This window comes from Ramlibacter sp., from assembly GCF_029866045.1.
Lineage (GTDB): Bacteria > Pseudomonadota > Gammaproteobacteria > Burkholderiales > Burkholderiaceae_C > Ramlibacter.
Genome location: NZ_JARXAB010000015.1, coordinates 1 through 22,281 on the forward strand (window position 1 = coordinate 1; position 22,281 = coordinate 22,281).

Below are 22,281 nucleotides of genomic sequence, written 5' to 3' on the forward strand. Positions count from 1 at the left end.
GGCCCCGATGGTGGGGCGTGAGAACGACCCTCTGTGGGCGATCGGCGCCGACGCTTGGCTGGCGTTGAGTTGGGGCGCGCTGTCCCAGCTACCGGCTTGGGCTACGTCGGGGCGGGCGCGGGCGATCTCATCGAGTGCCACCACCGGCACTGGTCTGGAGATTTCTGTGCGCAAGATCGAGCAGGAACCGACCACCAAGCCTCGTTGACCGAGGCCTTGTGGATCAGACCTCCCAGGGCGCACGTCGAAGATGAGGCCTGAAGCATCCCGCCTGAAGCGTCACCTCTCGAGGGGTCAAGCGGCGCGATCGAAGGGGGCCACCCACCCCGATTCATCGCGGGCCGCAGCCACGCCGGCGAGCACATCGCCCACCACGATGATCGCCGGGCTGGCCATTTGCTCGCGCGCCAATGTCTCGCACAAGGCGCCCAGGGTGGTGAGGGCCTGACGTTGCTGCGGCAGGCTGACCGACTGCACCACCGCGACTGGCGTGCTGGCCGGCAAGCCGTCCAGCAGCCCGTGCTGGATCTCGGCGGCGCCCTTCACGCCCATGTAGATGACCAGGGTGAGGCGTGCCTGCGCCGCGGTTGCCGCCAGCGCTGACCAGTCGGGCCCGGCATCGCCTGGCTTGGCATGGCCAGTGGCGAACACCACGCCATGCGCATGGTCCCGGTGCGTCAGCGGCACCCCGAGCGAGGTCACGGCCGCCAGGCCCGCAGTGATACCGTTGACGACCTTCACCCGGATGCCCTGGGCCCGCAGCGCCTCCACTTCCTCGCCGCCACGCCCGAAGATGAAGGGGTCTCCCCCCTTGAGGCGCACCACCCGCTCGCCCTCCTGGGCTGCGACCACCATCAGCTTGCCGATGAAGGCCTGGGGTGTGCTCTTGCAGCCGCCGCGCTTGCCGACATGCACCACCCGCGCGCTGGGCGATGCCAAGGCGACCACCGCGTCCGACACCAGGTCATCGACGAAGACGATGGTCGCGGCCTGGATGGCGCGTACCGCCTTGAGCGTGAGCAACTCCGGGTCGCCCGGGCCCGCGCCCACCAGCGTGACCTGGCCGGGGAGGGTGAAGTCGTCACCAGGATGCGTCGGGATGTTTCTCATGCGCAAGCGAGTCGCAAGATGTGTTCCACCTGAACCTGCAGCGAGGTCGGCACCGGGAGCCGACCCGCTAACACGTCCCGGGTGTACGCCGCGGTGCTGACCGCGTCAAGCGCCGAGGGCAGGCCGGGCAGCTCGGTCAGCGTGCCGCGCTGACCCGCCTCCAGCGTCACCCGCTGGCCGCGCACAAAGCCCTCCATCGCTGGCAGCCTGCGCGCGTCTGCCACAACCTCCCCCTCGGTGCCCCGCATCAGCAGGGCGGTGGCGCCCACCAGGGCAAATACTTGGCCCATGGACACCGCGTATTCGGGATGGGTGTAGCTGCCCACGCGTACCGCCGGGCCTTCGGAGATGTTCATCAGTTTGACCAGACTGTGGGCCGGGTTGCGCAGGCCGATGACGCGTCGAACCTCCAGCAGGCGCTGCAGCCCAGGGCACAGCAGGCCGGTCGGCAGGAAGGCGACCTGGCCCGCCGCCACCGGCGCCACCGCCTGGGCCGGGGCCGTCCCCAGCGCTGCCAGCACATCGGCCGCGGTCACTGCGCGGTTCTCGGTCGGGGTGCCGTGCAGGGCCACAGGCAGGCCCTCGCGCGCCAGCAACAGGGCCAACAGCGGGGTGAGCACCGGCAGGCGGCGTGCACCGTTGTAGCTTGGGAGCACCACCAGGGGGCGATCGCTGGCGGGCACCAATTGCATGCGGGCGGCCGTGGCGTCCAGAAAGCCCGCCATCTCTTCTGGCGTTTCGCCCTTGACCCGCATGGCAATGCAGAACGCGCCGGTCTCCAGGTCACTCACCTGGCCGTCGAGCAGCTGGCCAAAGCAGTCGGTGGCCTGCTCGCGGGTGAGGGGGCGAGCGCCGTCCTTACCGCGACCGATTTCCTTGATGTAGTGGCTGATGCTGCCCATGGCGCCCATTGTGCGTGTTGGCTCATGACCGCGAGACATAAGCTCAAGCCGTGTCGCTGCCCCCCGGCCGCGCGCCTGACCAGGAGTGGGGGTGCGGAGTGATAGCGGCGGTGCGGGCGCAGTGGTGGTGCGCAGTGGTGCAGGCGCATGAGGGAGAGCGCATGAGGGAGAGCGCAGCTTTGAGGGCGTGGCGGCCAGTCCTTGCCGCCCGCGCCGCCGCTGCGAATGCTCAATTCATCGACCCACGCGTTCAAACGAATGCATGTTCGTCGGGATGGAGGTCCTTGGCGCTCATTTTGGAGGGCCAGCCCTGGCACGCAACTTGAAGAGGGTGGCCATACCCCCGCCCAGCGGTTACAAGGTGGAGTCAGAGCAGGAAGCGGCCTTGGCAAGCCGAGGAGACAACGTGGCAGAAACGAATAACAACGATCACCCTGATCATGGCCCCGCCTCCGGCCCCGGCCCCGGCAGTGGCAGTGGCCTGGGTGCTGGGGATATCGGCTTCATCATCTTGCTAATTCTGGCCTTGTTGGCAGTGGTGCTGTCGGCCCGCTTTACCTATCGGGAGGGCACGCTGCTCGAGACCGCCAAGGGCAATGCCCAGACATTCATGAAATGGGCCGAAGCGGTCTCGGCTCCCGACAGCAAGGCCGAGCCCTTCACGCTGGCCCTGTGCGCATCCACGCCTGGCGAGGTGCCACCCGAGTTGGCTTCTAAGGTGGCCCCAGAGGGCGCAGCAGGTTTGCCGGTTGCGTCCAAGGAACCGGCCGAGGCCACCAGTGGTGCTGCATCGGCCGCATCGACCCCTGTTGTCCCGGCCGCAGGGGGGCATGACGCTCCCCATGGCGCCTCCCCTGTCGGGGCCCCCAGCGCCGCCCATGAAGCCATCGCTGCCAAGCAGGCTCCCAAGGAGACCGGCACGGAGGCCAGCATGGAGGCTGTCCCGGACGCTCCGAAAGTCGCCACCACCTGGGCCACCTGTCGCGAGGCCCTTTTCACCGCGGGCGGGCCCTTGTCCCGCCTGTCCAACCCCTTCGACGCGGTCATCCCGGTGGCGTCCAACAAGTGCGAGCGCCGCAACCGGGCGACGCGCGGTGTGGTTTACATCCAGAAAGGCACACCGCCGCCGCCGGGAGTGCCCGGCGGGACCAGTTGGTCGCCGATCGAGGATGACGAGCCCTTGGTGCGCGGCCTGCTGCTGCGCGTGCAGGCCTGTGACGCCGGCGGCTACACGATCAACATTGGCGAGGTGAAGCTGTGAGCGCGACTCTCGATGCCCAGGAGGCAGGCGCACCCGCGCAGCCCCAGAATACCGTACGCCGCCGGCTCTACCGGCTGCTGCTCGACCCGCGCACGCCGGGCAATTACCACGGCTTGATCGACCGCTTCGTTGCGACGTTGATCATCGCCAACTTGTTCGCGTTGGTCTTTGAGCATGTGCCGGCAATCCATGACCCGTATGCAGGCTGGTTCCATGGGTTCGATGTGGTCTCGGTGGTGATCTTCACCGCCGAGTACCTGATGCGCCTGTACCTGGCGCCGGAGGACCCAGAGTTTGCGGGCAGCCGGTTCAAGCGCTTGGCCTATATGCGCAGCCCGTTTGCCATCGTGGACTTGTTGGCCATCCTGCCTTTTTTCTTGTCAATGTTCATCCACGTGGACCTGCGGATGCTGCGGGCGCTGCGGCTGCTTCGGATATTCAAGCTCTTGCGGGTGATGGTGCCTGCGATCCATGAGTTCAAAGCGCTCAACCGCGGGCGTACCTTCCGCCAGAAGGTCCACGCCCTGGTCTGGCCCTCTGACCATGGCGGGAAGTTGCACGAGTATTTCGACAGCTTCATCGTGGCCTGGGTGGTGATCTCGGTGCTGGCGGTGATTCTGGAGTCTGTGGAGTCCATCCACTTTGTGCTGAACTTGGAGTTCATCATTTTGGACTCGGTGGCCGTAGCCATTTTCACCACCGAATACCTGCTGCGCATCTTCTCGGTGGTCGAGCAGCCTGGCATGAAGGGCGCCTTCGCAGGGCGTTGGCGCTTCGCGCGCTCGGGCAGCGCCTTGATCGACTTATTGGCCATCTTGCCCTTCTTCCTCGAGGTGCTCCTGCATCACCTGATCGACCTGCGGTTCCTGCGGGTGTTCCGGATGATGCGGCTGCTCAAGCTCTCCCGCTACACCGGTGCTACCAAGACCTTGGTCATCGTGATGAAGCGCGAATGGCCGGTGCTCATGGCCTCGACCTTCATCATGCTGCTGCTGGTGGTGCTCACCGCCAGCCTGGGCTACCTGTTCGAGCATGAGGCGCAACCGGACAAGTTCGAGAACATTCCGCAGTCGATCTACTGGGCGGTGATCACCCTGGCCAGTGTGGGCTACGGCGACATCTCCCCGATCACGCCGGCCGGTCGCGCCATGACCATCGTGCTGGCGCTGCTAGGGATCGGCATTTTTGCGATTCCCGCGGCGCTTTTGTCCTCGGCCTTCAGTGACCAGCTGCGGATCGAGCGCGAGAACCTGCAAAACGAGCTGTTCAAAATGCTTGCCGACGGCACTATCTCCGATGAGGAGCAGGAAATCATCGATGCCGAGGCCAAGCGCCTGCACCTGGCCAAGGACGAGGTCAATCGCCTGATCGAGAAGGCCAGGCGGCAGCGCGAGGCTGCCAGCAACCACGCGCTCATGTCTTTGCCCCAGCTGCTCGAGCAGCCGGCCGCGGCGGTCGAGCGCTATCGCGAGCTTTTGAGCCAGATTCGCCAGCTGGCCCTGATGGGGGATAACGCGACGATGAGCGCTCTGATCGACTCGGGCGACCGTGCGACCCGCTTTGAGCGCGAGACCTGGCACTGGCTCAACGAGCGGACGAAGCGCGAGCAGGCGCCGCCCCCGTCCTGACCAGCTTCTCCATTGGGGAGCTATCGGTGCGCGATCGGGGTGCCATCGGGGTCTCATCGGAGCGCAAGTGCGCATAGGCCGCCTGCCGCGCCCAGGGGCCCTGCGCCTAAACTCGGGCCATGATCGTTCTCGGCATCGAATCCTCCTGCGACGAGACCGGCGTCGCTCTGGTGCAGTCCGGTGCCGCGCCGGTGCCTCAACTGCTGGCTCACGCGCTTCACAGTCAAATTGAAATGCACCAGGCCTATGGCGGCGTGGTGCCCGAGCTCGCCAGCCGAGACCACATCCGCCGGGTGCTGCCGCTGGCCCGCCAGGTGATGGACGAGGCTGGCCGCACCTTGGCCGAGGTCGATGTGGTGGCCTACACCCGGGGCCCGGGCCTGGCCGGCGCGCTGCTGGTGGGCGCCGGCGTGGCCTGTGCCCTCGGCGCTGCCTTGAACAAACCGGTCCTGGGTGTGCACCACCTCGAGGGCCACCTGCTCTCGCCCTTTCTCAGCGCCGACCCGCCCGAATTCCCGTTCGTGGCCCTCTTGGTCTCCGGCGGGCACACGCAGCTGATGCGGGTCGACGGCGTGGGGCGCTATGCGCTCCTGGGCGAGACCATCGACGACGCTGCGGGCGAAGCCTTTGACAAATCCGCCAAGCTCCTGGGCCTCGGGTATCCGGGCGGCCCGGCGCTCTCGCGCCTGGCGCAGCAGGGCGATCCGCAGTCCTTCAAGCTGCCGCGCCCGCTCTTGCACAGCGGCGATCTCGACTTTTCTTTTGCCGGCCTCAAGACCGCCGTGCTCACCCAGGTGCGCAAGCTGCAGGCGGGGGAGGGCGGCGGGCTCGACGCGCGGCGTGCCGACCTGTCGGCCGCCACCGAGGCGGCCATCGTCGAGGTGCTGGTGAAGAAATCGCTCGCCGCCTTGCTGCAAACCGGCCTTCAGCGCTTGGTGGTGGCCGGCGGCGTGGGCGCCAACCGCCTGCTGCGCGAGCAGCTCAATGCCGCCTGTGCCAAGCGCCAGGTGCGGGTGCACTACCCCGAGCTGCACCTGTGCACCGACAACGGCGCCATGATCGCCCTGGCTGCGGCCATGCGCCTTGACTCGGGGGCTCAGTCGCCTACCACGGCCTATGCCTTTGACGTGAAGCCCCGCTGGCCGCTGCACGAATTGGCAGCCTGAGGGCTGCGAGCCCAGGCCAGGCGCTTACACTGCGCCCGCTTCTGTGGAAACCCCATGACCGACACCCTGAACCGCCGCCGCTGGTTGGCCACCAGCACCGCCACCTTGGCTGCCTTGACCGCCTTGGGCGGCACCCTCGCCAGCGCGCACGCCCAAGCACAACCTGCCGCCGCTGGCAACGCCTTGGGCGCTCCGATTCCCGTCGCCATGATCGAGGGCCTGTCCGGGCCGTTTGCCAACACCGGCGAGGCGGTGATCCGCAACCTGGCCTTTGCCATCGAGCGCATCAACCAGCGCGGCGGCGTTCGCATCCGCGAGGGGGGTCGTGATGTGCAGCGCCCGCTTGCGCTCACCCGCTACGACAACAAGGGCCAGACCGAAGAAGCCCTGTCCACCCTGCGGGCCGCCATCGACGACGGCGCGCGCATCATCGTTCAGGGAAATTCCTCGGCGGTGGCAGCGGCCCTCATTGACGCCATCAACAAGCACAACGAGCGCGAACCGGGCAAGCGGGTTGTTTTCCTCAACTATTCTGCGGTCGACCCGGCTCTCACCAATGAGCGCTGCAGCTTTTGGCATTTCCGCTTCGACGCCCATGCCGACATGCGCGTCGCCGCCCTCATGCAGGTCATTCGAGAGGACAAAGCCCTGCGCGGCGCCTACCTGATCGGGCAGGACTACAGCTTTGGCCAGGCGGTGTTGCGCGAAGCGCGCCGCCAGCTGGCCGCGCAGCGGCCCGACGTGCAGGTGCTGGCCGAGGAGCTGCACCCGCTGGGCCGCATCAAAGACTTTTTGCCCTACGCTGCCAAGATCAAGGCCAGCGGCGCGCAGGCCGTGATCACCGGCAACTGGGGCAATGACCTCACCCTGCTGATCAAAGCCGCCCGCGAAGTGGGCTACGAGGGCAAGTTCTACACCTTCTACGGCAACGCCTTGGGCGCTCCGGCCGCCATTGGCGAGGCCGGCATCGGCAAGGTGGTGGCGGTGGCCGAGTGGCTGCCGAATGCCGCCGGGGCGGCAGGGGCGGCGGGAGTATCAGGGGCGCCGGGCGCACCGGGCCTGTCGGCCGCAGCGGGTGCGGCTAGCGACGCGTTCTACCAGGCCTTCCGCCAGCGCTTCCCCAAGCCGCAGGACGACTATGTGCACCTGCGCATGTTCATGATGATGGAGTCGCTGGCCCAGGCGATGAGCCGCGCCGGCAGCGCCGAGGCCGGCGCCATCGCCCGCGAGTTGGAGAAAGCCCAGGTCGACCTCGGCGGCCAGCGCGGCACCATGCGTGTGGCCGACCACCAGTTTCAGCAGCCCCTGATGGTGGGCGTGATGGACCGCCAGGGCGCCCCCGGCGTGAAGTTCGACGTTGAAGGCTCGGGCTACGGCTTTCGCGTCATTCGGGTGCTCGCGCCGGCTGAGGCGGAGTTGCCAACGAGCTGCCGGATGCCCCGGCCGGTGTAACCCGGCCTGCTGCGAACGGGCCGACGGCGGCCAGGAAGTCCGGCAAGAGGGCAGGGGACAGTCTCGACCGCACATCGTCCAGAGACGCACCGCCCTCCCGATAGGCGCGCACACCCCAGGAGAGTCTGTCCCATTCGTCGAAATCCAGGGCGCGGCGCGGGTCCTGCTGGAGCAGTTTTTCAATCCAGGTGCGATTCAATTCGTCGAGCCCGAGGCTCCCAGGTCCTTGAAGGTTCTCTTCATCGATCGGCTCACTGATCAACTCATGGATGGCTGTGGGGTGGTAGGCGCATTCTGGGAGCTCCCCCAGCGCCTCCATAAAGGAAGTTGAATCGCGGATGTGACGGGGGACCAGCCCAGGCAAGATCCCCGCTTCCACGATGGCGCGCAGGGCGATCGCCTCGGTGACCTCTTCCACCGGAAGTCGTTTCAGGAGCCTGGGGTCGGCCCGCAAGGCAATCAACAACAGCGGCCAGGTTCTCAGCCTGGGTGGCAACTTAAGGTAATGCAACCCGTGGTTCTCGATGTGAGGTTCCCACATCTCTCGCGTCCAGGTGTCCTGGGGCAATTCCCGTAGGTGTTCCCAACTGATGTAAGACTGGGGAGGTGAGCGGCTTTCCTCACACCACGCTTCGAAGGCCGCGCGTGTGCCGTCGTTCAGTAAGGCGGCGAGATCTGTCGCAAAACCGTGGATCTTAAAAAAATTCGGGTACTCCGCGATAAGCTTCTGGAGGGTTTCATTGATCCAACTCGCGCCCATGTGGTGCAGGTGGCACATGTCAGAAGGGGAGAAGGTATTGTCGGCGGACTGAAAGATGACCTGCGCCACCAGGCCGCCGTGGCGTCTCAGAAATTCGGGCGGAAAGCGTTTCAAAGCAACAATCTCAGACTTGCGCAGTACGGCCAAGAGGATGGCTTCGTCTTGCCGCAGGTCGTCGGGTATATCGTGATAGCGGACGTGATCAATACGCTCGATCGCCCAGAGGTAGGCCTCTCGGCGATCGAGACGCCGCGGAAAAAGGCCCTCCCTCCATCGCCCCCTCGGAATCTCGTCAGAGATGACTAAGCCCTCCACGTCGGCCGATCGACCGAGGGCGTCTATCAACCAATTGATCCGGCCGCTAAAGCGGAACTCAGCTCCCTGCGCCTCGAGCACATCCCCCAGAACGGCCCAAGGAACGGGTTCCGTGAACACCCGGCTGTCCACGATCTCCTGCGGATAGGCCATCAGGTAGTCGCGCATGAAGCCCGGCGTGAGCGCGCCTTCGAGGTACCACGATCTTCCAGGAAAGGTGAATTCACGAGTGAATTCACGATGCAGCTTGGGCAATGGCAGCAGCAGCCGGGCCATTTGCTCGTCACGCAGCCGCCGCGGGATCACGCTGATGTCTGGCGTGAACGCCTTCGGCAGGTAGTCGAGCCACGCCACGCACATCTGAAATGTGATGACGTCCGGGTCAACATCACGCAGGTCCAGCGGTGCCCACTGCAGCGAGCGGATGCATCGCGCTTCCGTCTGCAAATCATGTGGGACATGTTTGGCCCGGGGTGGGCGCGGGCTGGCATAGGCGAGTTTGACCAGCTCTTCTCGATGGTCGGAGCCCGAGGCCAGAAGTGCCGGGGGCACGAACTCCAGCGCATATCCATCCCGGCGCACTGCAGCCCGGCACAGGTCCAGGCTACGGTGCACGATGAACTTCAAGTCGAGGGGATGGGCCTCGATGGCCATCTGCCGAATCGCTGGATTGAGAGGACTGGAAGTGAGCTTTTCGAGTGACCCGCCCGCTTGGAAGTAACGGCCGTAATCCTCGAGCGAGCGAAAGCTTGCCGGAATTTCCAGCAGCACTTCGGGCCGCTCGGCCAGCAGGGAATATCGTTCTTGCTCGTCCACACTGCTGGTGCCCTCCGTGGCCATGCGCAGCTGCCCGTAGTAGGCCATCGCCTGCTCGGGGACGGCATAGGCGGCGACGAGCGCCAGAATCGCGGGTACTTTGAACGCCGCGTGCGATTGCTCGTAAGCAGGCTTGGCGAACACTTGCAGGGCAGGTCTGGACGCCAAGGGTGTGCATGTGGGGAGCGAGTAGAACGCCTGTGAACTGCGGCGACTCCCTTGAGGTCCGCGTATGTACACGGACGGGGTCAAAGGCTGGGCGCGTCTGGCCAGGGGGCAGGGGCTCCGCTCCAGCGGGGCCTCGTCTTCTCGTTCGCGCTTGCTGCTTTTGCGATCGGCTGTGCCTGGCGTCTGAGGTGGCGCCTGAGGCGGCACGGTGGGTAGGGGCGCCGCAGCCGGCGCGTACGAGGTGAGCCGTGCGGTGGTGGCCAACGCCGAGGAGGATCGTGTTTGCATGCGGGTGTCCGGTGTGAGGGGCTTTATGCAGGCATCAGGACGGGCGCGTGGCCGAAGCGGCCGCGGCGCTACTGCTGCTGCTGGATCCAACGGCCGGCTGCATGGGATGCACTTGATCCGGCATCGAGGCGGGGAAAGGGCCTATTTCGGCCAGGAAATCGGCGTGGTCCTCCGGGTGTAGCCTCTCTGCCAGCCTGTCCAGGCTCAGTCCCAGCCGGTAGGCTGCGGCGCCCCATTCGACATTGGGGATGTCAAGCAATTGCAGCGCGCGTCGCGGGTCCTCCTGCAAATGCCTGCCGATCATGGAGGTGACCCACGCGTCGATTTCTGGATCGTGTCCCCGCTCCCAATACCCCGTCATGTCGCTGTAGACCTCTGGATTGAAGGGCACCCACGACAGCGTCTGGAGTGCCGCACGGAACGTGGCTGCGTTTTTGATCTGGTCGGGAAGTTCATAGGGATACAGCGCGCCGCTTCGTATCGCGCCCAGGCTGAATGCCACCTCGTCATCGACCGAATGGGGGGGGACGGCCAGCGGATCCCGAGTGCCGTGAAGGCCGTGCAGGATCAGGCTCCGGCTGCCTTGCATCTCTGGGGGCAGGCCCCGGATGACGCGCCAATCGCCATTGACAGCGCGCTCTAACGCCTCGGTCGTTGCAAAGTGGGCCGTCGCTGCTGGCGCCGCGGGTTCTTTCGTGGGGCGCAAAGACGCCGCCAGCTGGCGGGTCTCCTCGCGCAGCAGATCGGGAACCAAACGCAGCAGGTGCTCGGGGTAATGAGGCGTTGGGTTTTGGCGCAAGCCCGAGTTGCAAATCGCGTCGAGTAACTCCGGGTTCAGGCGACGGAGGGTGGGCTCCTGCAGGTTGTCCAGTTGCGAGGGGTCGCGGTGCACCACCTTGGCCAGCCAATCCATGTGGCGCTCCAAGACGCGGTCAGGGATACGCCTCAGGCCTGTTTCCTCGGCATCCGTGAGTACGTTGCGGGTGAAGGCCTCGTCATCCCAGTCCTTTTCCGGGATGGAGGCTCGGAGCTCGGGTTGGACCCACAGCATCCATCGCAAGACCTCGGGGTCGCTGAGGTCACGCGGCAGCAGGCCCGGTGGCCAGGATCCGGTGGGCAGCGGCTCGCCTTCCCTCACCCCGGAGGCCTGTGCGGCGCGAAGGAGGAGATTCCGGAGATGGTCCGCCGAATCCACACCCCACAAGCAATGCTTCGATGTGCCCAAGGCCATGGCCAGCATGTCCAGGGTGAGCGTTGCTCCGCAAAAGTATGCGGTGAGAATTGCACCTGGTTTTATGCGCAGGAGATCGGCAAAAAAGCGCGTGTCGAGGGCGTTGGGCAGGAACGAATTAAGAGGGAAGGTGTGGTCGTTTCGGGAATAGATGGAGTCCAGCAAGGCCCGGGCGACCGGTTCGCCGCGGAATCTCTGGGGGACGTCATGGAAGGGCGGTTCAAATTCTTGGGGCGTGTGGCGAATCGACGCCAGGCATATCGGCAGGGTGATCTGGTTATCAGGCACTTTGGGCAGATCCAGGGGCGCCCACTTGAGCGATTGGATGCAGCGCGCCTCCGTCAGCCGGTCGGACGGCACATGCTGGATGCGCGGTGGGCGGGGGCTGGCATAGGCCGCCTCGACGAGCGCCTCGCGCAAGGGGTTCCCCGGCTGAATTAGGGCGAACGGCATGGACTCCAGCGTGCGGCCGTCTCGGCGTGCCTCGTCCAGTAACAGTGCCGGGTGAGCCTGGATGATCGGTAGTGGGAGGTACTTGACCAGCCGGGGGTCGTGCTCAATGGCGACTTGGCAGCAGAGCACGCTGCGATCCCGCTGGGGGAGGGTGGCGAGCTTGCCCCCGGCCCGGAAGAAGCGCTCCCAGTCATCGCGGTTACGGAAGTCCGGGTGCCGCTCCAGCAGCCCCTCGGGACGCAGGCTGAGCAGGTCAGTCAGTGCGGTGTCGTCCGGCCCCTGGCGCAGCCCCAGGACGCGGCGCAGGCCCATGAAATACGCCAGCGGCCTGTCGGTGCCGGCAAACGCTGCAATTCGTGCCAGCACGGCATCGGGCGGCAGGGGCTTGCGCGTGGTCAGCGGCTTGCCTGCTGGCTGCGCGCGAGCGGGCGCTGGGGGCGGGACGGTGCTCGTGCGAACAAAGGCCGCAGTGCTGCGATGACCAGGCCAGGCCAGGCCCGGTGGCAGGGAGGGGGACGGTGTGAGGGACAGGGAGCGGGTCAAGGGCTGGGCGCGCCGTGCCAGGGGGCTGGAGGAGCTGCTGGACGAGCTGCTGGAGGAGCTGTCCGCCACCTCCTCACGAGGGCGCTTGGCTGAGCGAGCGGTGGCTGGGGAGACTGGGGAGGTAGAACGGAGCTGCATCGCCTGGAACCTCGCGGTGGGGAGGCGGCCGATTGTGAGTAATAAAGCTCGCATTTCCCTGATGGGGTCGGCGCTGCAGGACAGCCCGCGCTGGCCCAGAGCCCGCGCCGCCCTTTGCCCCAGAACCCCAAGGACTGCCCGCTATAATCCGCGGTTCCCTGGCCTGCATGGCTGGGGGAAATGCACGTTGTGTGCGCACGCCCGGGCCACGTTCCAGCCTTGGCGCAAGTCCAAAATCTCTAAGGAAACACCATGCTCGCATCCACCACGGCCGAGGTCGTCAAGGCCCACGCCCGCTCTGCCAACGACACCGGCAGCCCCGAAGTTCAGGTCGCCCTGCTCACCGCTCGCATCAACGAGCTGACCCCCCACTTCAAGACCCATGCCAAAGACCACCACGGCCGCCGTGGCCTGCTGCGCATGGTTAACCGCCGCAAGAGCCTGCTGGCGTACCTGAAGAACAAGGACGCCCCTCGCTACACCGCGCTGATCGCCACCCTGGGCCTGCGCAAGTAAAGCACCCCATTTCCATGAAACGCGCCTGAGTCGGTCAACCACCAGCTCAGGCGCTTTCTACTTCGACTTTCCACTTCGATCACCCGATCGATCCTTCCCCGGAGACCGACAGACGTACACGCGCTGTGTCATTCCATCAGTCGCCTGCAGCGACAGGCCGTTGATGGAATGGCATCGTGTCCGACTCGAGGCTCCTTTCAACCGAGAAAGAGAACGCACATGACCATGTTTAATAAAGTCACCAAGACCTTCCAGTGGGGCCAGCACACGGTCACCCTGGAAACCGGCGAAATTGCCCGCCAAGCCACCGGCGCAGTGCTGGTCAACATCGACGACACCGTCGTTCTGGCCACGGTGGTCGCCTCCAAGTCCGCCAAGCCCGGCCAAGACTTCTTCCCCCTCACCGTCGACTACATCGAGAAGACCTACGCCGCCGGCAAGATCCCCGGCAGCTTTTTCAAGCGCGAGGCCAAGCCCTCCGAGCTCGAGACGCTCACCTCCCGCCTGATCGACCGCCCGATTCGCCCGCTCTTCCCCGAGGGTTTCCTCAATGAAGTGCACGTGGTGATCCACACCGTGTCGCTCAACCCCGAGGTCGACGCCGACATCGCCGCCATGATCGGCACCAGCGCCGCGCTGGCCATCTCCGGCATTCCCTTCGCCGGCCCCATTGGCGCCGCGCGCGTGGGCTACATCAATGGCGAGTACGTTTTGAACCCGGGCCAGACCCAGCGCAAGGACTCTGTGATGGACCTGGTCGTTGCCGGTACCGAAGCGGCCGTGCTGATGGTCGAGTCCGAGGCCCTGCAACTGCCCGAAGAAGTCATGCTCGGCGCCGTGGTCTTCGGCCACGACCAGGGCAAGATCGCCATCAACGCCATTCACGAGCTGGTGCGTGACGCCGGCAAGCCGACCTGGGACTGGCAGCCGCCTGCCAAGGACGAGCCCTTTATCGCCAAGGTCAATGGCCTGGCCGAAGAGAAGCTGCGCGCTGTCTACCAAATTCGCTCTAAGCAAGCCCGCACCCAGGCCCTGCGCGAGGCCTCGGCCTCGGTGCACGCAGCGCTCAAGGCCGAAGGCGCTGCCTACGAGGCCGGCAAGGTCGACGACCTGCTGTTCGCCATCGAATCGAACATCGTGCGCAGCCAGATCTTGAATGGCGAGCCGCGTATTGACGGTCGCGACACCCGCACCGTGCGCCCGATCGAAATCCGCAACAGCGTGCTGCCCCGTACCCACGGTTCCGCCCTGTTCACTCGCGGCGAGACCCAGGCCCTGGTGATCGCCACCCTGGGCACCGAGCGCGACGCCCAGCGCATTGACGCGCTGGCTGGCGAGTTCGAAGACCGCTTCCTGTTCCACTACAACATGCCCCCCTTCGCCACCGGTGAAGTCGGCCGCATGGGTTCGACCAAGCGCCGCGAAGTCGGCCACGGCCGCCTGGCCAAGCGCGCCCTGGTCGCCTGCCTGCCTTCGAAGGAAGAGTTCCCCTACACCATCCGCGTGGTGTCCGAGATCACCGAGTCCAACGGCTCCTCGTCCATGGCCTCCGTCTGCGGCGGCTGCCTGGCCATGATGGACGCCGGCGTGCCGATGAAGGCCCACGTGGCCGGTATCGCCATGGGCCTGATCAAGGAAGGCAACCGCTTTGCGGTGCTGACCGACATCCTGGGTGACGAAGATCACCTGGGCGACATGGACTTCAAGGTCGCTGGCACCACCAACGGCATCACCGCCTTGCAGATGGACATCAAGATCCAGGGCATCACCAAAGAAATCATGCAGGTTGCCCTGGCGCAGGCCAAGGAAGCCCGCATGCACATCCTGGGCAAGATGCAAGATGCGATGGGCGAGGCCAAGACCGAGGTGAGCAACTTCGCGCCCAAGCTCTACACGATGAAGATCAACCCCGAGAAGATCCGCGACGTGATCGGCAAGGGCGGCTCCGTGATCCGTGGCCTGACCGAAGAGACCGGCTGCCAGATCAACATCGACGAAGACGGCACCATCACCATCGCCGCGACGGATGCGGCCAAGGCCGACATCGCCAAGCAGCGCATCGAGCAGATCACCGCTGAAGTCGAAATTGGCAAGGTCTACGAAGGCCCGATCACCAAGATCCTGGACTTCGGCGCCCTGGTCAACCTGCTTCCCGGCAAGGACGGCCTGCTGCACATCTCGCAGATCGCCCATGAGCGCGTCGAGAAGGTCACCGACTACCTGTCCGAAGGCCAGGTCGTGCGCGTCAAGGTGCTCGAGACCGACGAGAAGGGCCGCATCAAGCTGTCCATGAAGGCACTGCTCGACCGCCCGGCCCGCGAAGCCGCCCCGACCGAAGGCCAGGGCCACTAAGCCGAAATCAGCCGAAATCAGCCGCACTCAGCAGCGCGGCCGATCCGGCCCCCTCTGGCGCCTTCGGCCCGCGCTCCCGGTCATGCCGGGTCGCGGGCCGTGCGCCAATCACGCGGGGTCTTCACTGCTGCTCTTAACCGCTGCTAACCACCGCTGCTAATCACCGCTGCAACATCGTCCCATGCAAGCCGTCGAAATCCGTGAGCCCGGCGCCCCTGAGGTGCTGCGCCTGGCCGAGCGTCCCCAGCCCCAAGCGGGTGCGGGGGAGGTGTTGCTGCGGGTGACGGCCAGCGGGGTGAACCGGCCTGACGTGATGCAGCGCAAGGGTCTGTACCCGGCGCCCCCCGGTGCCTCCGACCTGCCGGGCCTCGAAGTGGCCGGCGAGGTGATCTCGGGTGACGCCGCAGCGATGGCCCAGGCCGGCCTGAAGCCGGGTGATGCTGTCTGCGCTTTGGTGGCCGGCGGCGGCTATGCCCAGTATTGCGTGGCACCGGTGGCCCAGTGCCTGCCTGTGCCCCAGGGACTGTCTCCGGTGGAGGCCGCGTCGCTGCCCGAGACTTTTTTCACCGTGTGGAGCAACGTCTTTGACCGTGGCGCGCTGCAGCCGGGCGAGACCCTGCTGGTGCAAGGCGGCACCTCGGGCATTGGCGTGACCGCGATCCAGATGGCCAAGGCCCTGGGCGCGCGGGTGATCGCCACGGCGGGCAGCGCCGACAAGTGCGCCGCTTGCCTGAAGCTTGGCGCCGACCATGCGATCAACTACCGCGAGCAAGACTTCGCCGCCGAGGCGCTGCGCCTGACCGGTGGCCGTGGCGTGGACGTGATCCTCGACATGGTGGCCGGCGACTACGTGGCCCGTGAGGTCGACTGCCTGGCCGAGGACGGGCGTTTGGTGATCATTGCCCTGCAAGGCGGGGTGAAGGCCGGCTTCAACGCAGCCCGGGTGCTCACCCGCCGGTTGCACATCACCGGCTCCACCCTGCGACCGCGTCCTGTGGAATTCAAAGGCAAGATTGCCGCCGCGCTGCGCGAGACGGTCTGGCCCTTGATCGAATCGGGCACCATCCGGCCCGTGGTGCATGCCACCTTCCTGGCCGCCGAGGCCGCCCAGGCGCATGCGCTGATGGAGTCCAGCCAGCACGTCGGCAAGATCGTGCTGACTTGGTAAACCCGTTTTTTCAAGACACCTGTTTGTTCCTGATCTGACCATGAACCGCAAGAAGCTCATCGCCGGCAACTGGAAGATGAACGGCAGCCTGGAGGCCAATGACGCCCTGGTGCGCGCCGTCGTCGCCGGCCTGCCGGCGGCAGGCGAGGGTGCTGGCGCCAATGTTGGTTCCGGCGCCGATGTGGCCCTGTGCGTGCCCGCGCCCTACCTGGCCCAGGTGCAGTCGCTGGTCCACGGTAGCGCCCTTGACCTTGGCGCGCAGGATGTCTCCGTTCACGCTTCGGGTGCCTACACCGGTGAGGTGTCGGCCGCCATGCTGCGCGAGTTCGGCGCCCGCTACGCGATCGTCGGTCACTCCGAGCGGCGCCAGTACCACGGCGAAACCGACGCCCAGGTGGCTGACAAGGCCAAGGCGGCCCTGTCCTCTGGCGTGACGCCGATCGTCTGCGTGGGCGAGACCCTTGCCGAGCGCGAGGCCGGCCAGACCGAGGCCGTGGTCAAGCGCCAGTTGGCCGCTGTCATTCACGTCAACGGTCACTGCATCAGCGAGATCGTGGTCGCCTATGAGCCGGTCTGGGCGATCGGTACCGGCCGGACCGCAACACCCGAGCAGGCCCAGCAGGTGCATGCGGTGCTGCGTGCCCAGTTGCACGCAGCCTCTGCCCGCGACGACCGCGTCCGCATCCTCTACGGCGGCAGCATGAACGCTGCCAATGCGGCCAGCTTGCTGGCCCAGCCCGACATCGACGGCGGCCTGATCGGCGGTGCCTCGCTGAAGTCGGCCGATTTCCTCCAGATCATTGCCGCGGCCAGTCGTGCCGCTGCAGCCTGATAACCCGCGCTTTCTCTTTCGGAGTCCTCCCATGAGCTTTCTCTTCAACGTCATCCTCACCGCCCAAATGCTCTCCGCGCTGGGCGTGATCGGCCTGGTGCTGGTGCAGCACGGCAAGGGCGCCGACATGGGCGCTGCTTTCGGCTCTGGCACCTCGGGCAGCCTGTTCGGTGCGACCGGCAGCGCCAACTTCCTCTCCCGCGCTACTGCGGTACTGGCGACGGTGTTCTTCGCCTCTACCCTGGCACTGGCATATTTGGGCACCCATCGCCCGTCTGACTCGGGCAGCGTGCTCGATCGCGCTGCTGCTCCCGCAGCGGCGCCTGCATCGGCTGCATCAGGCGCGGCCGGCCAGATCCCGTCGGGTGGCTCGGTGCCGGTGCCCTCCACACCCGCTGCCCCGGCGGTGCCGGCGTCGGGCGCGGGCCAGATTCCTGGCCGCTGATTTTTCATCTTCAGCCCGGCAGCGTCGGGGGAAATCCCGGTGTTTCCGGGTAAACTCCATCGCTGTCCCGCAGGGTGTTGGCCACAAGCCGGTTGCCTGGGGTGACATCGAAGCCGTCGTGGTGAAATTGGTAGACACGCTATCTTGAGGGGGTAGTGGCGAAAGCTGTGCGAGTTCGAGTCTCGCCGACGGCACCAGACAAGAAGTTACGCGGGCGCCAGGAGCGTCCGTGAGAGCAAAAAAGCCGCAGGCGGATCAGCCCGTCCCGCGGCTTGCGGAGTCCAAGATGAACCTAGAGCAGTACCTGCCCGTCCTACTTTTCATCCTGGTGGGCATTGGGGTCGGCGTCGTTCCCCAGCTCCTTGGTTACTTCGTTTCCCGGTTCGCCGGCTTTCACAAGCCCGACGCGGCCAAGACCTCCCCCTACGAGTGCGGCTTTGAAGCCTTCGAAGACGCGCGCATGAAGTTCGACGTGCGCTACTACCTCGTGGCCATTCTCTTCATCCTGTTCGACCTGGAAATCGCCTTCCTCTTCCCCTGGGCTGTGGCGCTCAAGGACATCGGCGCGGTGGGCTTTTGGTCGGTCATGGTTTTCCTCGCGATCCTGGTGGTCGGATTCATCTACGAATGGAAGAAGGGCGCGCTCGACTGGGAGTGATCCCGGCCCGACCGAACCCCCTCCTCAGGCAGTCACGGAGCATCCCGACAATGGCAAACGAAGGCGTTCTCGACAAGGGCATGGTCACCACCACGGTGGACACGGTGATCAATTGGGCCAAGACCGGCTCCCTCTGGCCAATGACCTTCGGCTTGGCTTGCTGCGCGGTGGAAATGATGCATGCGGGCGCGGCGCGCTATGACATCGACCGCTTTGGCATGCTGTTTCGCCCCAGCCCCCGCCAGTCTGACCTGATGATCGTGGCCGGCACCCTGTGCAACAAGATGGCGCCTGCCCTGCGCAAGGTCTACGACCAGATGCCCGAGCCGCGCTGGGTCATCTCCATGGGCTCCTGCGCCAATGGTGGTGGCTACTACCACTACAGCTACTCGGTGGTGCGGGGTTGCGACCGCATCGTGCCGGTGGACGTGTACGTGCCTGGCTGCCCGCCCACCGCGGAGGCCTTGCTGTACGGAATCATCCAGCTGCAGCAGAAGATTCGCCGCACCCAGACCATCGCCCGGGCCTGAGCCGCTGGAGACGCAAGGAATGACGACCACCCCCTTCGCCATCGACCCCCAGGCGCTCCAGCACACCGTGACCGAGGCCTTGGGCGCGCTTGCCAAGCGCGTCGACCTGCGCCTGGGCGAGGTGACCGTGACTGTGGCTCCCGCCGACTGGCATGCCGCTGCCCAGACCCTGCGTGACGCGCCCGGTTGCCAGTTTGAGCAGCTGATGGACCTGGCCGGCCTTGACTACGCCGACTACGGCAACGGCGGCTGGGAAGGCCAGCGCTTTTGCGTCACCTTGCACCTCTTGTCGGTGAGCCTCAACCAGCGCCTGCGCCTCAAGACCTTCCTGTCCGACGACGATCTGCCTTCGGTGGACAGCGTCAATGACCTGTGGAACGCCGCCAACTGGTTCGAGCGCGAAGCGTTTGACCTGTACGGCATTGTGTTCGAGGGCCACCCCGACCTGCGCCGCATCCTCACCGACTACGGCTTTATCGGTCACCCCTTCCGCAAGGACTTCCCGACCTCCGGCCATGTCGAAATGCGTTACGACGCCGAGCGCCAGCGGGTGATCTACCAGCCGGTGACGATCGAGCCACGAGAGATCACCCCGCGGATCATCCGCGAGGACAACTATGGAGGCCTCCAGTAAGGGGGAGGGCCACATGGCAGACATCAAGAACTACACCCTTAACTTTGGCCCGCAGCACCCGGCCGCCCACGGCGTGCTGCGCCTGGTGCTCGAGCTTGACGGCGAAGTGATCCAGCGTGCCGACCCGCACATCGGCCTGCTGCATCGCGCCACCGAGAAGCTGGCCGAGAGCAAGACCTATATCCAGTCGCTGCCCTATATGGACCGCCTGGACTATGTCTCGATGATGTGCAACGAGCACGCCTACTGCCTGGCCATCGAGAAGATGATGGGTCTGGAAGTGCCCGAGCGCGCCCAGTACATCCGCGTGATGTTCGCCGAGATCACCCGTTTGCTGAACCACCTGCTGTGGCTCGGCGCGCACGGCCTCGATTGCGGCGCGATGAACATGCTGATTTACTGCTTTCGCGAGCGGGAAGATCTGTTCGACATGTACGAGGCGGTGTCCGGTGCGCGCATGCACGCGGCCTACTTCCGCCCGGGCGGCGTGTACCGTGACCTGCCGGACGCCATGCCGCAGTACCGCGCCAGCAAGATCAAGAACGAGCGCTCGATCCGTGCGCTCAATAAGAACCGCCAGGGCTCGCTGCTGGACTTCGTTGAAGACTTCACCCGGCGCTTCCCGACCTATGTCGACGAGTACGAAACGCTGCTCACCGACAACCGCATCTGGAAGCAGCGCACGGTGGGCATCGGCGTCGTCACCCCCGAGCGGGCACTGAACCTGGGCTTCAGCGGCCCGATGCTGCGCGGCTCGGGCATCGCCTGGGACCTGCGCAAGAAGCAGCCCTACGACGTCTACGCCCGGATGGACTTTGACGTGCCGGTGGGCAAGACCGGTGACTCCTACGACCGCTACCTGGTGCGGGTGCAGGAGATGCGCGAGTCCAACAAGATCATTCAACAGTGCGTGGCCTGGCTGCGCGCCAACCCGGGCCCGGTGATCACCGACAACCACAAGGTGGCGCCGCCGGATCGTGAATCCATGAAGTCCAACATGGAAGAACTGATCCACCACTTCAAGCTGTTCACCGAGGGCTTTCGCGTCCCTGAGGGCGAGGCCTATGCGGCGGTCGAGCACCCCAAGGGCGAGTTCGGCATCTACCTGGTGAGCGACGGCGCTAACAAGCCGTACCGCCTGAAGATCCGCGCCCCCGGTTTTGCTCACCTGGCAGCCATGGACGAAATGTCCCGTGGCCACATGATTGCCGATGCGGTCGCGGTGATCGGCACCATGGACATCGTGTTCGGAGAGATCGATCGATGACTGAAATCACTCAATCGACGCGCGCGCGCTTCGACAAGGAAGTGGCCAAGTACCCCGCCGACCAGAGGCAGTCGGCCGTGATGGCCTGCCTGGCCATCGTGCAGCAGGAGCAGGGCTGGGTCAGCCCGGAGAGCGAGCAGGCGGTTGCCGAGCACCTGGGCATGCCCACGATTGCGGTGCACGAGGTCACCACCTTCTACAACATGTACAACCAGAAGCCGGTGGGCAAGTTCAAACTGAACGTCTGCACCAACCTGCCCTGCCAACTGCGCGGCGGCGGTACGGCCCTTGCACACCTGGAAAAGCGCCTGGGCATCCGCATGGGCGAGACCAGTGCCGACGGCCTGTTCACGTTGCAGCAGTCCGAGTGCCTGGGGGCCTGCGCCGACGCGCCGGTGATGCTGGTCAACGACCGCAATATGTGCAGCTTCATGAGCCACGAACGCCTCGATCAGATGATCGAAGGCCTCAAACAAGCGGAGCAGCAGTCATGAACGCGCAACAAGTGCTCTCCCAGTTCGCAGCCACCGGGGTGGACACCTGCTTCCATGGCCGCCACATCAATCCGCAGATTTACGCGGACCTCAATGGCAGCAACTGGCGACTCAAGGACTACGAAGCACGCGGCGGTTACGCTGCGCTGCGCAAGATCCTGGGCAAGGACGGCGCTCCGCCGCAAGACGACTCCGGCGTCGTGGGTCTCACGCAGGACCAGGTGATTGCCATCGTCAAGGAAAGCGCTCTGCGCGGCCGCGGCGGCGCAGGTTTTCCCACGGGCCTCAAGTGGAGCTTTATGCCCCGGCAGTTCCCGGGCGTCAAGCACCTGGTGTGCAACTCGGACGAAGGTGAGCCCGGTACCTGCAAAGACCGCGACATCCTGATGTTCAACCCGCACATCGTGATCGAGGGGATGATCATTGCCGCCTACGCGATGGGCATCTCGCTGGGCTACAACTACATTCACGGCGAGATCTTCGACGCCTATGAGCGCTTCGAAGAGGCCCTGGAAGAGGCGAGGGCGGCCGGCTATCTGGGTAACGCCATCATGGGCTCGGGCTTCAACTTCGAGCTGCATGCCTACCACGGCTTTGGTGCCTACATCTGCGGCGAAGAGACCGCGCTGCTCGAATCCCTTGAAGGCAAGAAGGGCCAGCCCCGCTTCAAGCCGCCTTTCCCGGCGAGCTTTGGCCTGTATGGCAAGCCCACCACCATCAACAACACCGAGACCTTCGCGGCGGTGCCCTGGATCATCCGTAACGGCGGCCAGGCCTACCTCGCCTGCGGCAAGCCCAATAACGGCGGCACCAAGATCTTCTCGGTCTCCGGCGACGTCGAGCGCCCGGGCAACTACGAGATTCCGCTGGGCACTCCCTTCAGCAAGTTGCTCGAGCTGGCTGGCGGCGTGGCCGGCGGCCGCAAGCTCAAGGCAGTGATTCCTGGCGGGTCGTCCTCGCCGGTGCTGCCGACTTCCATCATCATGGAATGCACGATGGACTACGACTCCATCGCCAAGGCAGGCTCCATGTTGGGCTCTGGCGCGGTGATCGTCATGGACGACACGCGCGACATGCCCGAGAGCCTGCGCCGCCTGTCCTACTTCTACGCCCACGAGTCCTGCGGCCAGTGCACCCCCTGCCGTGAGGGCACC

At 65.6% G+C, this 22,281-nt stretch carries 20 protein-coding genes and 1 tRNA gene; 17 read left to right on the forward strand and 4 right to left on the reverse strand.

Annotated features, from left to right (window positions below; translation table 11 throughout):
* Positions 1–208 (forward strand): hypothetical protein (locus tag QE494_RS01015; protein WP_300040591.1); only part of this gene is annotated, 208 nt, incomplete at its 5' end.
* Positions 209–294: 86 nt separating this feature from the next.
* Here the strand turns inward: QE494_RS01015 and cobA are convergent.
* Together cobA and ybiB are read right to left on the reverse strand one after the other, a co-directional pair.
* Positions 295–1,110, reverse strand: coding sequence for a uroporphyrinogen-III C-methyltransferase (gene cobA / locus QE494_RS01020; RefSeq protein ID WP_300040593.1), 816 nt, complete (start codon positions 1,108–1,110; stop codon positions 295–297).
* On the reverse strand, positions 1,107–2,012 hold the full coding sequence (gene ybiB, locus QE494_RS01025) for a DNA-binding protein YbiB (protein WP_300040595.1): 906 nt from the start codon (positions 2,010–2,012) through the stop codon (positions 1,107–1,109). The genes cobA and ybiB overlap by 4 nt, the downstream gene beginning before the upstream one ends.
* 406 nt (positions 2,013–2,418) lie before the next feature.
* On the opposite strand from ybiB, the gene QE494_RS01030 reads away from it, so the two are divergent.
* From QE494_RS01030 to QE494_RS01045, 4 genes are all read left to right on the forward strand, one after another.
* The gene (locus QE494_RS01030) at positions 2,419–3,273 is read left to right on the forward strand and encodes a hypothetical protein (RefSeq protein WP_300040597.1); all 855 of its coding nucleotides are present in this window, start codon (positions 2,419–2,421) and stop codon (positions 3,271–3,273) included.
* The gene (locus tag QE494_RS01035; RefSeq protein ID WP_300040599.1) at positions 3,270–4,901 is read left to right on the forward strand and encodes an ion transporter; all 1,632 of its coding nucleotides are present in this window, start codon (positions 3,270–3,272) and stop codon (positions 4,899–4,901) included. Before QE494_RS01030 ends, QE494_RS01035 begins: the two co-directional genes overlap by 4 nt.
* Positions 4,902–5,020: 119 nt before the next feature.
* Positions 5,021–6,067: a tRNA (adenosine(37)-N6)-threonylcarbamoyltransferase complex transferase subunit TsaD gene (gene tsaD / locus QE494_RS01040; RefSeq protein ID WP_300040601.1), complete on the forward strand. Its 1,047-nt coding sequence runs from the start codon at positions 5,021–5,023 to the stop codon at positions 6,065–6,067.
* Positions 6,068–6,121: 54 nt separating this feature from the next.
* Positions 6,122–7,519, forward strand: coding sequence for a branched-chain amino acid ABC transporter substrate-binding protein (locus QE494_RS01045; RefSeq protein WP_300040603.1), 1,398 nt, complete (start codon positions 6,122–6,124; stop codon positions 7,517–7,519).
* Here the strand turns inward: QE494_RS01045 and QE494_RS01050 are convergent.
* Complete coding sequence (locus QE494_RS01050; protein WP_300040605.1) at positions 7,452–9,554, reverse strand: hypothetical protein; 2,103 nt, start codon at positions 9,552–9,554, stop codon at positions 7,452–7,454. The genes QE494_RS01045 and QE494_RS01050 overlap by 68 nt on opposite strands.
* A 346-nt stretch (positions 9,555–9,900) precedes the next feature.
* The gene (locus tag QE494_RS01055; protein WP_300040607.1) at positions 9,901–12,231 is read right to left on the reverse strand and encodes a hypothetical protein; all 2,331 of its coding nucleotides are present in this window, start codon (positions 12,229–12,231) and stop codon (positions 9,901–9,903) included.
* A 252-nt stretch (positions 12,232–12,483) separates the two neighbouring features.
* Here QE494_RS01055 and rpsO point away from each other — a divergent pair, with 252 nt between their 5' ends.
* The 12 genes from rpsO to nuoF all read left to right on the forward strand — a co-directional run.
* The gene (gene rpsO / locus QE494_RS01060; RefSeq protein ID WP_300040609.1) at positions 12,484–12,747 is read left to right on the forward strand and encodes a 30S ribosomal protein S15; all 264 of its coding nucleotides are present in this window, start codon (positions 12,484–12,486) and stop codon (positions 12,745–12,747) included.
* A gap of 219 nt (positions 12,748–12,966) precedes the next feature.
* Positions 12,967–15,099, forward strand: a complete 2,133-nt coding sequence (pnp, locus tag QE494_RS01065; RefSeq protein ID WP_300040611.1) for a polyribonucleotide nucleotidyltransferase — start codon at positions 12,967–12,969, stop codon at positions 15,097–15,099.
* Between the two features lie 181 nt (positions 15,100–15,280).
* A complete protein-coding gene (locus tag QE494_RS01070) occupies positions 15,281–16,267 on the forward strand; it encodes an NAD(P)H-quinone oxidoreductase (protein WP_300040613.1) in 987 nt (328 codons plus the stop codon).
* Between the two features lie 40 nt (positions 16,268–16,307).
* On the forward strand, positions 16,308–17,099 hold the full coding sequence (tpiA, locus tag QE494_RS01075) for a triose-phosphate isomerase (RefSeq protein WP_300040615.1): 792 nt from the start codon (positions 16,308–16,310) through the stop codon (positions 17,097–17,099).
* Positions 17,100–17,130: 31 nt separating this feature from the next.
* Entirely contained in the window at positions 17,131–17,544 is a 414-nt protein-coding gene (secG, locus tag QE494_RS01080; protein ID WP_300040617.1) for a preprotein translocase subunit SecG, read from the forward strand.
* 112 nt (positions 17,545–17,656) lie between these two features.
* Positions 17,657–17,741, forward strand: a tRNA-Leu gene (locus QE494_RS01085).
* A gap of 89 nt (positions 17,742–17,830) precedes the next feature.
* Entirely contained in the window at positions 17,831–18,202 is a 372-nt protein-coding gene (locus QE494_RS01090; protein WP_300040619.1) for an NADH-quinone oxidoreductase subunit A, read from the forward strand.
* A gap of 50 nt (positions 18,203–18,252) precedes the next feature.
* Positions 18,253–18,732, forward strand: coding sequence for an NADH-quinone oxidoreductase subunit B family protein (locus tag QE494_RS01095; RefSeq protein WP_300040621.1), 480 nt, complete (start codon positions 18,253–18,255; stop codon positions 18,730–18,732).
* Positions 18,733–18,751: 19 nt separating this feature from the next.
* Positions 18,752–19,366: an NADH-quinone oxidoreductase subunit C gene (locus QE494_RS01100; protein ID WP_300040623.1), complete on the forward strand. Its 615-nt coding sequence runs from the start codon at positions 18,752–18,754 to the stop codon at positions 19,364–19,366.
* Between the two features lie 13 nt (positions 19,367–19,379).
* Entirely contained in the window at positions 19,380–20,633 is a 1,254-nt protein-coding gene (locus QE494_RS01105; RefSeq protein WP_300040625.1) for an NADH-quinone oxidoreductase subunit D, read from the forward strand.
* Positions 20,630–21,127, forward strand: a complete 498-nt coding sequence (gene nuoE / locus QE494_RS01110) for an NADH-quinone oxidoreductase subunit NuoE (RefSeq protein WP_300040627.1) — start codon at positions 20,630–20,632, stop codon at positions 21,125–21,127. The genes QE494_RS01105 and nuoE overlap by 4 nt, the downstream gene beginning before the upstream one ends.
* A partial coding sequence (gene nuoF / locus QE494_RS01115; protein ID WP_300040629.1) for an NADH-quinone oxidoreductase subunit NuoF occupies positions 21,124–22,281 on the forward strand: 1,158 nt, incomplete at its 3' end. The genes nuoE and nuoF, both read left to right, overlap by 4 nt.